The following is a 14,060-nucleotide window of genomic DNA, read 5'->3' as shown; positions in this document are numbered from 1 at the left end:
ACACAGGGCGGGCGTCGGCTTTTTTGTGTCCATTCCCAGTTGCACCGGCGTTCGAGAGTGAGTCATCAACATGGCGAGAACAATCAAGCCTTCGGCAATCGACGACATCCTCGCCGAACACTCCGGCCTCGAACAGCAACTCGCAGACCCCGCTCTGCACAACGACCCCGCCGCGGCACGCCGAGCAGGCAAGAGATTTGCCGAGCTCGCCCCGATCATGTCCGCGCACGCGAAGTTGACCTCCGCGCAGGACGACCTCGACGCTGCACGTGAGTTGGCCGCCGACGATTCGTCGTTCGCGGCCGAGATTCCCGACCTGGAGGCGACGGTGGTGCAGCTGGAGCAGACTCTGACCGATCTGTTGGCACCGCGCGATCCGCACGACGGCGACGACATCGTGATGGAGGTCAAATCGGGTGAGGGCGGTGAGGAATCGGCGCTGTTCGCAGCCGATCTCGCGCGGATGTACGTGCGCTACGCAGAACGCCGTGGCTGGCGCGTCGAAGTGCTCGACGCGAACGTATCCGACCTGGGTGGATACAAGGATGCAACGCTGTCGATCAAGGCCAAGGACCCGCTCGACGGCGTCTGGGCACGACTGAAGTTCGAGGGCGGCGTGCACCGCGTGCAGCGGGTGCCGGTCACCGAATCGCAGGGACGTGTGCACACCTCGGCAGCGGGCATTCTGGTGTACCCCGAGCCCGACGAAGTGGAAGAAGTCCAGATCGACGAAGCCGATCTGCGTATCGACGTCTACCGGTCGTCCGGCAAGGGCGGTCAGGGCGTCAACACAACCGACTCCGCCGTCCGGCTCACCCACTTGCCCACCGGTATCGTGGTGACCTGTCAGAACGAGCGCTCGCAGTTGCAGAACAAGGCGCGCGCGATGCAGGTGCTCGCCGCCCGGCTGCAGGCAGCTGCGGAAGAGGCAGCGGACGAAGAGGCCGCAGCAGGCCGAGCGAGTCAGGTGCGCACCGTGGACCGCTCGGAGCGGATCAGAACCTACAACTACCCCGAGAACCGCATCACCGACCACCGGATCGGCTTCAAAGCGCACAATCTCGATGCGGTCCTCGACGGTGAGATCGATGCATTGCTCGACGCGCTCGCCAAAGCAGACCGTGACGCCAGGATGCAGGCAGAGTAGCTGCGGCACAAGGCTTTACGGATTTCACCGGGTCGGTCCGCAGCTCGGTGCGATACCCTGGCGGCCAGGTTCGACCCCAGTACGAGCGCCCGAGAGGCACACCAGAAATGAACCAGGCCCTTACCCCCGCAGGCGAGAATGCCGTGTCCGAGCTGTCCTCGCGCTACGGCGTCTCGACCGATGCGGTCCGCACCATGCTCGATGCCGTCAACAACGGCCGCGGCACCATGGCGCAGTTCAACATTCCCGAGCTCGGTGGTAGCGGCCAATGGATGCGCGGCGGGATGACCATGGTCGGCAACATGTTCGACCACGGCCTCAAGGCTCGGGTCGACGGCCTGTGCCGTGATCTGTCCGAGGTGCTGTCGCAACATCAGGTGTACCCACCGAGGGACACCAGCGGCGGTTCGTTCGGCGGCAACTCGTTCGGCTCCGGTTCGTGGTGGCCGTCGGAGCTCGGTTCGCCGAGCTCGAGCGGTGGTCAGAACGGCTCGCAGTACGCGGTGTTCCCCTCGAGCAGGCGCCTCGCCGTGCTCTCGGGCGGCGAGTTGGCGGTGTACGACACGCTCGATCACTCCATCGGAGGAGCTCAGCAACAGCAGGGCGGCGGGCCGGGATCGCTGGAATTCACCAGCCAGTACGGCACGTTCAGTGCTGGAAGCTTGCCTCGGGTCGATCAGCACTCGACGGAAACCGGCCAGCAGAACCAGCCTGGGCCGCAGGTGTCCTCCCCGCCTCGGTCTTCGGCCCAGCAGTCTCCGGCCCCGCAGTCCTCGGCCCCGCAGTCTCCGAATCAGCCTGGCTCGAACCCGTCCGGGTCCGGTGACAACAACGCCGGAGCGAACATCTCCGATATCACTGCTGCGATCGAGGCTCTCGCCGGTCTGCATGCGAAGGGCTTTCTGACCGACGACGAATTCTTCTCGAAGAAAGCCGAGCTGCTCGGGCGGGTGTGAGTGGGCCTTCGGTAGCTCGTGGCAGTCTGTACAGGTGAGCCGAAAGCCGTTACGCCTAGCCATCCTCGAAGCAACGTCTGTGCTCGAGGAGGCAGGTGTGCCGAGTGCCAGGGTCGATGCGGAGCTACTTGCTGCGCACCTCGTCGGCGTCGAACGTGGCCGTCTCGGCCTGGTGCCCCTCGTCGAACCCGAGCTCGTCGAAGCGTATTTCCGTACCGTTGCTCAGCGCGCGAAACGCATTCCGCTGCAATACATCACCGGTAGAACCTCGCTGGGGAACATCGACGTGGAAGTCGGACCCGGCGTGTTCGTTCCGCGACCGGAAACCGAGTTGTTGTTGGCTTGGGCGTTGGCATTTCTCGAAAATGTCGATCATCATCCGCCGGTGATTCTCGATCTGTGCACGGGCTCAGGAGCGCTCGCCCTCGCCATCGCCAACGCTCGGCCCGACGCCGTCGTTCATGCCGTCGAACTCGATCCATCGGCGTTGGCATGGGCGCGGCGCAACGCCGATCTGCGCAGCGGCGAAGGCGATACTCCGATCACGCTGCACCACGGCGACGTCACAGCACGCGATGTGCTCACCGAACTCGACGGTGCAGTCGACATGATCGTCGCGAACCCGCCCTACATTCCCGAAGGAACCGATCTCGACCCAGAGGTGATCGATCACGATCCGCACATGGCGCTTTTCGGTGGTGCGGACGGACTGTCGGTCATCGAGCCGATGGTGCGCAATATTGCTCGCTGGCTACGGGTCGGCGGCGGAGTCGCGATCGAGCACGACGACACCAACGGGAGCGCCGTGGAAGCGCTGCTCTCGGCGCGGCGTGTGTTCACCGAGGTCACTGCCCATCCGGATCTGGCGGGCAGGCCCAGGTTCGTCGTCGCAACGAGGGCCCAACCGCCTTCGGCCTGATGGCGGGAGCGGCAGGCGGGCGGCACCTGACATCACTTCGTTACCGGAGGTGGAAGGATGGTGGCCGTGAGTACCGTTTACGACTGCCGTGAAGCCGATGCGCGCGCTGCCGGGTTGACCGCAGCCCGCGGTGCACTCAAGTCCGGCCGACTCATCGTGATGCCCACCGACACCCTCTACGGAATTGCGGCCGATGCCTTCGACGGCAGTGCCGTCACCGATTTGCTGCGTGCCAAGGGCCGCGGGCGCGATATGCCGGTCCCCGTACTCGTCGGCTCCTGGAGCACCATCGACGGACTGGTCGCCGGCGTTCGGCCCAGAACCCGAGATCTGATACGCGCGTTCTGGCCCGGCGCATTGAGCATCGTCGTGCAACAGGCGCCGTCCTTGGCCTGGGATCTGGGCGACGCGCAGGGCACGGTGATGTTGCGTATGCCATTGCATCCGGTGGCTCTGGAGCTCCTGCGTGAGGTCGGACCGCTCGCTGTCTCGAGCGCCAACATCTCGGGCAGCCCGCCTGCCACCACTGTGGCCGAGGCTCGAGAGCAACTCGGTGGTTCTGCTGCGGTGTATTTGGACGGTGGAGCGGCCGAGCACGCGGTCGCGTCGACGATTGTCGATCTCACGAGTGATCGCGCCCGAATTCTTCGGGTCGGCGCCATTCCCACCGAAAAGATTGCCGAGGTTCTCGGTGTCACCGCCGAAAGCCTGGTCCCGGGGGCTTCCTGACATGACCGACCGTCCCGCATGAGCGGCGAGGTGCTTGCTCAGTCGAACTTGGGCGCAGGTGTTCCCATTCGTGAGCTGCTGCTGGTTTTCCTCACGGCTGCCGTGGTCACGTTCTTCGCCACCGGGGGAGTGAGAGTGGCGGCGATCAAGTTCGGGGCCGTGGCCGTTCCTCGTGATCGCGACGTCCACGTGCAGGCCACCCCCAGGCTCGGGGGAGTAGGAATCTACGCGGGCATGCTCGCCGCACTGCTGTTCGCGTCACAGTTGCCGGCGTTGGCACGCGGCTTCGACGTCGCATACAACCGCGACATTCCGGCGGCACTCGTCGCGGGCTTCGTGATCGTATTGGTCGGCGTCATCGACGACAGGTGGGGTCTGGATGCCCTGACCAAGTTCGTCGGCCAGGTGACCGCCGCCGGTGTTCTGGTCATCATGGGCGTGAGCTGGGTGGTGCTGTACCAGCCGTGGGGCGGTGAGCCGGGGCAGCCGGGTACCACGCTCGTACTGGACCAGCTGCAAGCCGGCTTGGTGACGGTGCTGATCACCGTCGTGATCGTCAACGCCATGAATTTCGTAGACGGTCTCGACGGGTTGGCGGCCGGGCTGGGGCTCATCTCCTCTGTGGCGATCTGCATCTTCTCGGTGGGACTGCTGCAGGAACAGGGCGGCGATGTCGGCGTCTACCCTCCCGCGTTGATCGCGGCAGCCCTGGCCGGTGCGTGCCTGGGGTTCCTGCCGCACAATTTTCAGCCCGCGCGCATTTTCATGGGTGATTCGGGCTCGATGCTCATCGGGCTGACGCTGGCCACGATCTCGACGAGCGCGTCGGGTCGGATTCCGCTGACGGCATACGGTCCGCGAGATCTGCTCGGCCTCTTGTCGCCGATTCTGCTGGTCGGTGCCGTGATGCTCATCCCGATCCTCGACCTGTTGCTGGCGGTCATTCGTCGCACTCGGGCGGGTCGGAGCCCGTTCAGCCCGGACAAAATGCATCTGCACCACCGATTGCTACAGATCGGCCACTCGCACCGTCGGGTGGTGTTGGTGATCTACCTGTGGGTGGGAGTTCTCGCCTTCGGTGCGGTCGGTTCATCGCTGCTCGACCGGCGCATCGTCGTGCTGCTGGTCGCGGCGGGTCTCGTGTTCGCCCTGGTCGTCACCGCTGTGCCGACCTTGCGGGTGGATCGATCGCGCGGATTCGATCGTCCCAGCACTCGACGGCGCTGATTCGCTCGGCGATTCTCGGTCACGTCCAGGGTTCGTCAGGTCACTGGGTACTCTCGACAACTGTGACCTTCACCCCGCAGCCCATGCCCGACCAATTCGCGCCGCTCCGTGCCGCGGTCCGCTACGGCCTCATCGGCCTGGTGGTGTTGACGGTGGTGAGCCTCGGGATATCGGTTGCTGCAGCGGGAACACCGGGGTTGTGGGGTTCTCTCATCGGTCTGGCGATCGGGGGAGGATTCGTCATCACAACTGCATTGTCGGTGGCTCTGACCACGCGTTTTCCGGCCTCGGCAGTCGGAGCGCTGCTGCTCGGTGGATGGTTGGTCAAGATGGTCATCGCGTTGATCGTGCTCGTTGCACTCAAGGACGCAGACTTCTACAACAAGTACTCACTGGGGCTGACCATCTTGGGTGCTCTGGTGGCGGTCCTCGGTGCCGAAGTGTTCGGCGTCGTCAAGACCAAGGTCGCCTACGTCGACAGCGTTCCCGGTGACGGCACCACCGACAACACGTAGTACGACAAGGCGTCGTAATCGGTTAAGCTGAGGCCCGCCTACACAACGTCGTAGTTCTGTTGATAAAGTTTGCATCAAGCGGTGGGCAAGACCGGGACGAAAGAGACTTTTTCCCCGGACTCGACCCCCGCAGGTAGCAGTCAGCGTGAGCTTCCTTACAGTAGGCCCGGAGTCACCGACTTCGGCAACGTAAGGTTCTGCCCTGAGAGTTGCCGAGTCGACGTGAGTCGCCGACACCCGACAGACGCTTGGCCGATGAAGACCGGGCCTCAGCCTCTGACGATTGCGAGCCGATTTTCGTCGACTTGATAGATCGTCATTGTCCGATCGAACCGCAGTCGTCACCGGCTGCGGCCCGAACACGGGAGAGACCGCTGAGCGTCACCAACCTGGCTGCGGAGTTCCATCCGCCGTCACTATCCGATTTCTTTCCTCCCGCGGTGCTGTTCGAGGGAACCCCGTTCGAGCTCGACCGACTGATGCTCATTCGCATCCTGATGTCGGCGCTGCTGATCGTCTTCATGCTGATCGCCTTGCGCAGCCCCAAGATCGTTCCTCGTGGAGTCCAGAACGTCGCCGAGATCGCTCTCGACTTCGTCCGGATCCACGTCGCGGAGGACGTGCTCGGTAAGGAACAGGGACGTCGATTCCTGCCCGTCATCATGACGATCTTCTTCACGGTGTTCGCGTTGAATCTCAGTGCGATCATTCCGTTCCTGAACATCTCGTCCAACGCCCGAATCGGGCTGCCGATCGTGCTGGCCGCGGTCGCATACGTCGCCTTCGTGTACGCCGGTGTCAAGAAGTTCGGCCTCGGCAAGTTCGTCAAGGGCACGATCGTCATCCCCGGCATCCCGCCGGCCATGCACGTGCTGCTGATCCCGCTCGAGTTCATCTCGAACTTCGTCCTTCGCCCGTTCACGCTGACGGTGCGTCTGCTGGCCAACATGCTCGCCGGCCACATCATGCTCGTGCTGTTCTTCAGTGCCACGCAGTTCTTCCTCTTCGAGGCCTCCGCAGGCCTGAAGATCTTCGCTGCACCCTCGTTGATCATGGGCTTCCTGTTCACCATGTTCGAGATGCTGGTGATCTTCCTACAGGCGTACATCTTCGCGCTGCTCACGGCGATCTACATCGATCTGTCGCTGCACGCCGACTCGCACTGACCGACCAACCGACCGAACCAGCTACACCGCCACCTCCGACACCCGGATGTGGACCGAAGAAAGGGAACGGAAAACCCAATGAGCCTTGAAGTTCTGGCCCAGGCGCAGGAAATCAACGCCACCGGATACGGCGCCATCGGCTACGGCCTCGCAGCGATCGGCGGCGGTATCGGCCTCGGCCTCGTCGTCGCCAAGAACATGGAAGCCACCGCTCGCCAGCCCGAGCTGGCCGGTCAGCTCCGTACGACCATGTTCCTCGGCATCGCATTCACCGAGTCCCTCGCCCTGATCGGCCTCGTTGCCGGCTTCATTCTCTGAGAGCGCGATGACAAACGCGATTGAGCTGCTGGCAGCGGAGGGTGAGGGAGACTACAACCCGCTGCTGCCCGCAACATACGACATCGTTTGGTCGCTCGTCTGTGTCGCCGTCATCGGTTTCCTCTTCTGGAAGTACGTGGTTCCGCGTTTTCAGACGGTCCTCTCCGAGCGTTCGGAGCTGATCGAGGGTGGAATCAAGAAGGCCGAGCAGGCACAGGCCGAGGCCAAGGCTGCTCTCGAGCAGTACCACGCTCAGCTGGCCGACGCTCGCTCCGAGGCCGCGCAGATCCGTGAGGAAGCGCGTACCCAGGGGCAGGCGATTCTCGCCGAGATGAAGGAAAAGGCGCAGGAAGAAAGCGACCGGATCGTGGCCGCCGGTCACAGTCAGCTCGTTGCCCAGCGTCAGCAGATCGTCACCGAGCTTCGTGGAGATCTGGGACGCACGGCCGTCGAACTCGCAGAGAAGGTCATCGGAGAGCAGCTGTCCGACGACGCGAAGCGATCCAGTTCGATCGATCGCTTCCTCAATGAGCTGGATTCCGTCACCGCGGACTCCGCAGCCGGAAAGTGAGTCGGACCATGTACGCAACCTCTCGTGAGGCGCTCGCCCGCACGCGGTCGGCTGCCGACGAAGCTCTGGGATCCGCGTCGGGAGGCGAGGCGACAGCCGTCGCTGCGCAGACCGGTACCGAGTTGTTCGCCGTCGTCGAGACACTCGACGCGCAGCGCACGTTGCGTACCGCCCTGTCCGATTCGTCGGTCGAGGGCGCTCGGCGAAGCGATCTGGCCGGAGAGGTCTTCTCCGGCCAGGTGTCCGATGTGACGGCGACGATCGTCAAAGCTGCGGCCGGTGAAAACTGGTCCACGGCTCGCGACCTGCTGAACTCTCTCGTCGAGCTGGGGCGTGAGGCTCTGCTGCGCGCCGCAGCAGATCAGGATCAGTTGGACACGGTCGAGGACGAGTTGTTCCGGCTCGGACGCATCGTGGCGGCCAACCCGCAGCTCGAACAGGCACTGTCGGATCGCTCGAAGCCGTCACAGGCCAAGCGTGAACTGCTCGGTCGCCTGCTCTACGGCAAGGTCACCGCGGTCACGGAGGCGTTGGCAGTTCAGGCTGTGACGCGTCCGCGCAAGACGGCTCCGGCCGACGTGCTGAACGAACTCGCCGATCTGGCTGCGCAGCAGCGCGACCGGGCAGTCGCTCACGTACGTAGCGCAGCCCCGCTGAACGAGAGCCAGCTCGAGAAGCTGACCGCAACCTTGACCCGTACCTACGGCAAGCAGATCACGGTGCACGTAGAGGTCGATACCGAACTGCTCAGCGGACTTGTCGTTCGTATCGGCGACGAGGTCATCGACGGTAGCGGGGCAGGTCGCCTCGCTGCATTGCGAAAGACGCTCAAATAGTCCGACACGGACACAGTAACGAGAAGAAGCGTCTCGACTTTCGAGACATTTCACCCCGCGATCATTTGAAGGAAGAGCAGGAAACACTATGGCGGAGCTGACGATCTCCTCCGACGAGATCCGTAGCGCGATCGATAACTTCACCGCGAGCTACTCACCGGAGTCTTCCCGCGAGGAGGTCGGCACGGTTACGGACACGAGCGACGGAATCGCTCACGTGTCCGGATTGCCGTCGGCGATGTCCAACGAACTCCTGGAATTTCCCGGGGGAGTCCTCGGTGTCGCGCTGAACCTGGATGCCACCGAGATCGGTGCCGTTGTCCTCGGTGACTACGAGCACATCGAAGAGGGCCAGGAAGTCAAGCGCACCGGAGACGTGCTGTCGGTCCCCGTGGGCGACGGCTACCTCGGTCGCGTCGTGGACCCCCTCGGCAAGCCCATCGACGGACTCGGCGATATCGAGTCCTCCGAGACCCGCGCCCTCGAACTGCAGGCAGCGTCGGTACTCGAGCGCCAGCCCGTCGAGGAGCCGCTGCAGACCGGCATCAAGGCCATCGACGCCATGACCCCGATCGGACGCGGCCAGCGCCAGCTCATCATCGGCGACCGCAAGACCGGCAAGACCGCGGTCTGCGTCGATGCGATCTTGAACCAGAAGGCCAACTGGGAGAGCGGCGACGAGAAGAAGCAGGTTCGCTGCATCTACGTCGCCATCGGCCAGAAGGGCTCCACGATTGCAGGCGTCAAGGCTGCACTGGAAGAGCGCGGCGCACTCGAATACACCACGATCGTTGCCGCTCCCGCCTCGGACTCCGCCGGCTTCAAGTGGCTCGCCCCGTACACCGGCTCGGCCATCGGCCAGCACTGGATGTACCAGGGCAAGCACGTCCTGATCGTGTTCGACGACCTGACCAAGCAGGCCGAGGCCTACCGTGCCATCTCGCTGCTGCTGCGTCGCCCGCCGGGCCGCGAGGCATACCCCGGTGACGTCTTCTACCTGCACTCCCGTCTGCTGGAGCGTTCGGCGAAGCTCTCCGACGAGCTCGGTGGCGGATCGTTGACGGCACTGCCGATCATCGAGACCAAGGCCAACGACGTCTCGGCATACATCCCGACCAACGTCATCTCCATCACCGACGGCCAGGTCTTCCTCGAATCGGACCTGTTCAACAAGGGCGTTCGACCGGCCATCAACGTCGGTATCTCGGTGTCCCGAGTCGGTGGCGCTGCGCAGACCAAGGGCATGAAGAAGGTCTCCGGATCCCTCCGTCTCGAGCTCGCTCAGTTCCGCGAGCTGGAAGCCTTCTCGGCGTTCGCATCCGATCTCGACGCGGCCTCCAAGGCGCAGCTCGAGCGCGGCGCACGCCTGGTGGAGCTGCTCAAGCAGGATCAGTACTCGCCGGTTGCCGTCGAGGACCAGATCGTGTCGATCTGGCTCGCGGGCCAGGGCACCTTCGACTCGGTGCCGGTTGGTGACGTCCGCCGTTTCGAGACCGAACTGCTCGAGGACCTGCACCGCAACGCAAGCGGCGTGTACGACAGCATCGCCGGTGGCAAGGCGCTCGACGAGGACAACCAGAAGGCGCTCGTCGAGGCGACCGACAAGTTCAAGGCCGGATTCGTCGACTCGGAGGGTAACCGTGTCGTCAACGAGGCGGAGGCGGACACCCTCGACGCCGACGAGGTCAGCCAGGAGCAGGTCAACGTCACCCGCAAGACAGTCAGCAAGTAGGCCGGCGATGACAGGTGACACCACGAGCACAGAAGGGAGCGTGAACAGCTAGATGGCAAGCATTCTCGAGCTTCGCTCCCGCATCAAGTCGGTCAACTCGACCAAGAAGATCACCAAGGCCCAAGAGCTGATCGCCACGTCGCGGATCACCAAAGCCCAGGCCCGTGTGGCTGCGTCCAAGCCGTACGCGGAAGAAATCACCAAGGTGCTCTCCGCGTTGGCAAGCGCATCGAGTGCGCTCGACCACCCACTGCTCAACGAGCGGGCCGAGCCCAAGCGGGCTGCGGTTCTGGTCGTGACCAGTGACCGCGGCATGTGCGGCGGCTACAACTCCAACGTCCTCAAGGAGTCCGAGGAGCTGTTCCAGCTGCTTCGCTCCGAGGGCAAGGATCCGGTCATCTACGTGTTGGGTGCCAAAGGTCTCGGCTACTACACGTTCCGTGAGCGCGATGTGAAAGGCTCCTGGACCGGCTTTTCCCAGGAGCCCGGCTACGCCGACGCGGCCAAGGCCAGCAAGCATCTGGTCGAGCTGTTCATGGCCGGTTCGGGTACCGAGGTCGACGCCCCCAACGGTGAAGGCACCGTCGAGGGCGTGGACGAGCTGCATATCGTCTACACCCGGTTCGTGTCGATGCTGACGCAGAAGCCGGAAGTTCGCCGGATGGCTCCGTTGGAGATCTCGTACACCGACGAGGAGATCAAAAAGGGACCGGACGGGCTGACGGATGCACCCGATGCGGACATCCAGGCACAGTACGAGTTCGAGCCGGAAGCGGGAACGTTGCTCTCGGCCCTGCTCCCGAAGTACATCAGCACCCGGATCTATGCATCGTTGCTCGATGCTGCAGCGTCGGAGTCCGCGGCGCGTCGTACCGCCATGAAGGCAGCGACGGACAACGCGAACGAATTGGTCGAGACCTTGAGCCGTCAGGCCAACCAGGCTCGGCAGGCCCAGATCACCCAGGAAATCAGCGAAATCGTCGGTGGCGCCAACGCGTTGGCCGACAGCGCAGGAAGTGACTAAGCAATGACCGCAGCAGTAGCCCAAGAGAACGCGAGCGGAGCGGACACACAGTCCGGCCGTGTCGTTCGGGTCATCGGCCCCGTTGTGGACGTCGAGTTCCCGCGCGGCTCGATTCCCGCACTGTTCAATGCCCTCAACGCAGAGATCACTCTGCCGACCGTGGCCAAGACCCTGACGCTCGAGGTCGCACAGCACCTCGGCGACAACTTGGTTCGCACCATCTCGATGCAGCCCACCGACGGCCTCGTCCGCGGCACGGCTGTCATCGACTCCGGCAAGCCGATCTCGGTTCCCGTCGGCGATGTCGTCAAGGGCCACGTGTTCAATGCCCTCGGTGACTGCCTGGACACCCCAGGACTCGGCCGCGACGGCGAGCAGTGGGGCATCCACCGGAAGCCACCAGCCTTCGATCAGCTCGAAGGCAAGACCGAGATCCTCGAGACCGGCATCAAGGTCATCGACCTGCTGACGCCGTACGTCAAGGGCGGAAAGATCGGTCTGTTCGGCGGTGCAGGCGTCGGCAAGACCGTGCTGATTCAGGAAATGATCACGCGTATCGCACGCGAGTTCTCGGGCACCTCGGTGTTCGCAGGAGTCGGCGAGCGTACTCGTGAGGGCACCGACCTTCACCTCGAGATGGAAGAGATGGGCGTTCTCCAGGACACCGCCCTCGTCTTCGGTCAGATGGACGAGCCGCCCGGCACCCGTATGCGCGTGGCGTTGTCGGCACTGACCATGGCGGAGTACTTCCGCGATGTTCAGGGACAGGACGTTCTGCTGTTCATCGACAACATCTTCCGCTTCACCCAGGCCGGTTCGGAGGTGTCGACCCTTCTCGGTCGTATGCCGTCTGCCGTCGGTTACCAGCCCACCCTGGCGGACGAGATGGGTGAGCTCCAGGAGCGCATCACCTCGACCCGTGGCCGCTCGATCACCTCGCTGCAGGCGATCTACGTCCCCGCCGACGACTACACCGACCCGGCTCCGGCCACGACGTTCGCGCACCTCGATGCGACGACCGAGCTGTCGCGTCCGATCTCGCAGATGGGTATCTACCCCGCTGTGGACCCGCTGAGCTCGACCTCGCGCATCCTCGAGCCCGGCATCGTCGGTGCCGAGCACTTCCGCGTGGCCAACGAGGTCAAGCGCATCCTGCAGAAGTACAAGGAGCTGCAGGACATCATCGCCATCCTCGGCATGGACGAGCTTCAGGAAGAGGACAAGGTTCTGGTCGGCCGCGCACGCCGTCTCCAGAAGTTCCTCGGCCAGAACTTCATCGTTGCCGAGAAGTTCACCGGCGAGGCCGGTTCGGTCGTGTCCCTCTCGGACACCATCGAGGCGTTCGACAAGGTCACCAAGGGTGAGTACGACCACCTTCCCGAGCAGGCCTTCAACAGCTGCGGTGGTCTCGACGACGTCGAGGCGGCCGCGAAGAAGATGGCCGGAAAGTAGACCGACGTGACTTCTTCCGAGAAGAGCGGCATGGAGGTCTCTCTGGTCGCTGTGGAGCAAAAGCTGTGGTCCGGTACCGCGACCATCGTCAGCGCTCAGACCACCGAAGGTGAGATCGGCATCATGGTCGGCCACGAGCCCGTCCTCGGGCAGTTGATCGAGGGCGGCACGGTGTCGATCACGACCACGGACGGCGAGAAGCTCATTGCGGCCGTCCACGGTGGATTCCTGTCGGTGACGGGCAAGACGGTCACCGTGCTGGCAGAATCGGCCGATTTCGCCGACGACATCGATGTCGAGGCGGCACGGGCCGTAGTGGCAGAGAACGGTGACGACCTCGAGGCCATCGCTGTGGCCAAGGGTCGTATCCGCGCTGTCGAGCGGTCCTAGGTTCACGAGAAGCCGCGACGAGACCTGCGATGCACATCGGATTGATTGTTCTGATCATTCTGGTTGTGCTGCTCGCGGGGCTCGTCGCGGCTTTTGCGTACCGCCTGATGGTTCTGCGACGTGGGGGCACCGCAGCGATCATGCGGGTGTTGCCTTCCGAGGGTGGCACCGGCTGGCGGCACGGCATCATTCGCTACGGCGACAACACACTCGTGTTCTTCAAACTGTCGAGTTTGCGTCCGGGCCCGGATCATCGGCTGGGTCGCCAGGATATTCACGTAGGGGATAGACGGTCCCCACGGGATACCGAATTCGACATCATGACAGCCGACATCGCTGTATTGGAACTGTCCGGCAGCGAAAAGCAGTACGAGATCGCGCTGGACAGAAGTGCACTGACCGCGTTCCTGTCCTGGGTCGAGTCTCGGCCCTCCGGACGCTCGCGACGCCCCCGTCCGGCGGTCTGATCAGGAGTTCTCGGTGGGCCCGCTGGATGTACGGCTCGATCCGGGAACCCACTGAACATCGCCGTCCGGATTGGCGTATCGGCTCAGAATGAACAGCAGGTCGGACAGACGGTTGAGGTATTTCGCCGGCAACTCGCTCGTCGTCTCCGGACTCGCGTGCACCGCAGCCCAGGCCGACCGTTCTGCGCGTCTGGCCACCGTTCGAGACACGTGCAGCAGCGCACCCAATGGCGTTCCCCCCGGCAGGATGAACGATGTCAGCGCGGTGAGGTCTTCGTTGAATTCGTCGCACCAGCCTTCGATGCGGTCGATGTAGCTCTGGTCGATCCGCAGCGGTGGGTACTGCGGATTCTCGACTACCGGGGTCGACAGATCGGCCCCCGCGTCGAACAGATCGCTCTGGATCGTCCGGATCACGGACTGCACCGATTCTGGCGGATTGCCCAGTGCCAGTACGACTCCGAGACTCGCATTGGTCTCGTCGCAATCTGCGTAGGCAACCAGTCGTTGGTCGTTCTTGGACACCCGCGAGAAGTCGCTGAGGCCGGTCGTTCCGTCGTCGCCGGTTCTCGTGTAGATGCGAGTGAGATGAACTCTCATGGCCGCTACGG

Annotated in this window: 16 protein-coding genes; 15 read left to right on the top strand and 1 reads right to left on the bottom strand. The window is 63.8% G+C overall.

The genetic code is table 11. The features are described 5' to 3' along the window. Window positions 1–70 precede the first annotated feature (70 nt). The 15 genes from prfA (at window position 71) to J1M87_RS10380 (ending at window position 13,449) form a co-directional block, all read left to right on the top strand. A complete protein-coding gene (gene prfA, locus J1M87_RS10450) occupies window positions 71–1,147 on the top strand; it encodes a peptide chain release factor 1 (protein ID WP_206489458.1) in 1,077 nt (358 codons plus the stop codon). Between the two features lie 107 nt (window positions 1,148–1,254). Further along, entirely contained in the window at window positions 1,255–2,103 is an 849-nt protein-coding gene (locus J1M87_RS10445) for an SHOCT domain-containing protein (protein WP_206489457.1), read from the top strand. 34 nt (window positions 2,104–2,137) lie between these two features. After that, on the top strand, window positions 2,138–3,022 hold the full coding sequence (gene prmC, locus J1M87_RS10440; RefSeq protein ID WP_206489456.1) for a peptide chain release factor N(5)-glutamine methyltransferase: 885 nt from the start codon (window positions 2,138–2,140) through the stop codon (window positions 3,020–3,022). Between the two features lie 66 nt (window positions 3,023–3,088). Continuing rightward, on the top strand, window positions 3,089–3,751 hold the full coding sequence (locus J1M87_RS10435) for an L-threonylcarbamoyladenylate synthase (protein ID WP_206489455.1): 663 nt from the start codon (window positions 3,089–3,091) through the stop codon (window positions 3,749–3,751). Between the two features lie 18 nt (window positions 3,752–3,769). Beyond that, on the top strand, window positions 3,770–4,978 hold the full coding sequence (locus J1M87_RS10430; protein WP_206489454.1) for a glycosyltransferase family 4 protein: 1,209 nt from the start codon (window positions 3,770–3,772) through the stop codon (window positions 4,976–4,978). An 83-nt stretch (window positions 4,979–5,061) separates the two neighbouring features. Beyond that, window positions 5,062–5,493: a hypothetical protein gene (locus J1M87_RS10425; RefSeq protein WP_206489649.1), complete on the top strand. Its 432-nt coding sequence runs from the start codon at window positions 5,062–5,064 to the stop codon at window positions 5,491–5,493. Between the two features lie 440 nt (window positions 5,494–5,933). Continuing rightward, window positions 5,934–6,659, top strand: a complete 726-nt coding sequence (atpB, locus tag J1M87_RS10420; protein ID WP_374222375.1) for a F0F1 ATP synthase subunit A — start codon at window positions 5,934–5,936, stop codon at window positions 6,657–6,659. Window positions 6,660–6,737: 78 nt separating this feature from the next. Then, window positions 6,738–6,977, top strand: a complete 240-nt coding sequence (locus J1M87_RS10415) for an ATP synthase F0 subunit C (protein WP_128645511.1) — start codon at window positions 6,738–6,740, stop codon at window positions 6,975–6,977. A 7-nt stretch (window positions 6,978–6,984) separates the two neighbouring features. Beyond that, the gene (locus tag J1M87_RS10410; protein ID WP_206489453.1) at window positions 6,985–7,548 is read left to right on the top strand and encodes a F0F1 ATP synthase subunit B; all 564 of its coding nucleotides are present in this window, start codon (window positions 6,985–6,987) and stop codon (window positions 7,546–7,548) included. An 8-nt stretch (window positions 7,549–7,556) separates the two neighbouring features. Further along, complete coding sequence (locus J1M87_RS10405; protein WP_206489452.1) at window positions 7,557–8,384, top strand: F0F1 ATP synthase subunit delta; 828 nt, start codon at window positions 7,557–7,559, stop codon at window positions 8,382–8,384. 88 nt (window positions 8,385–8,472) lie between these two features. Then, window positions 8,473–10,116: a F0F1 ATP synthase subunit alpha gene (atpA, locus tag J1M87_RS10400; protein ID WP_206489451.1), complete on the top strand. Its 1,644-nt coding sequence runs from the start codon at window positions 8,473–8,475 to the stop codon at window positions 10,114–10,116. Between the two features lie 52 nt (window positions 10,117–10,168). Continuing rightward, on the top strand, window positions 10,169–11,140 hold the full coding sequence (locus J1M87_RS10395; RefSeq protein ID WP_206489450.1) for a F0F1 ATP synthase subunit gamma: 972 nt from the start codon (window positions 10,169–10,171) through the stop codon (window positions 11,138–11,140). Window positions 11,141–11,143: 3 nt separating this feature from the next. Further along, the gene (gene atpD, locus J1M87_RS10390; protein ID WP_094638681.1) at window positions 11,144–12,592 is read left to right on the top strand and encodes a F0F1 ATP synthase subunit beta; all 1,449 of its coding nucleotides are present in this window, start codon (window positions 11,144–11,146) and stop codon (window positions 12,590–12,592) included. 30 nt (window positions 12,593–12,622) lie between these two features. Further along, on the top strand, window positions 12,623–12,982 hold the full coding sequence (locus J1M87_RS10385; protein ID WP_206489647.1) for a F0F1 ATP synthase subunit epsilon: 360 nt from the start codon (window positions 12,623–12,625) through the stop codon (window positions 12,980–12,982). A 29-nt stretch (window positions 12,983–13,011) separates the two neighbouring features. Then, on the top strand, window positions 13,012–13,449 hold the full coding sequence (locus J1M87_RS10380; RefSeq protein ID WP_206489449.1) for a DUF2550 domain-containing protein: 438 nt from the start codon (window positions 13,012–13,014) through the stop codon (window positions 13,447–13,449). Here J1M87_RS10380 and J1M87_RS10375 read toward each other — a convergent pair whose 3' ends face one another. Further along, window positions 13,450–14,049, bottom strand: coding sequence for a cob(I)yrinic acid a,c-diamide adenosyltransferase (locus tag J1M87_RS10375; protein WP_206489448.1), 600 nt, complete (start codon window positions 14,047–14,049; stop codon window positions 13,450–13,452). It lies immediately after the preceding gene. Between the last annotated feature and the right edge of the window lie 11 nt (window positions 14,050–14,060).

The organism is Rhodococcus sp. KRD162 (assembly GCF_017168335.1).
In the GTDB taxonomy this organism is placed as follows: Bacteria; Actinomycetota; Actinomycetes; order Mycobacteriales; family Mycobacteriaceae; genus Rhodococcoides.
This window is presented reverse-complemented; position numbering and strand designations above follow the sequence as displayed.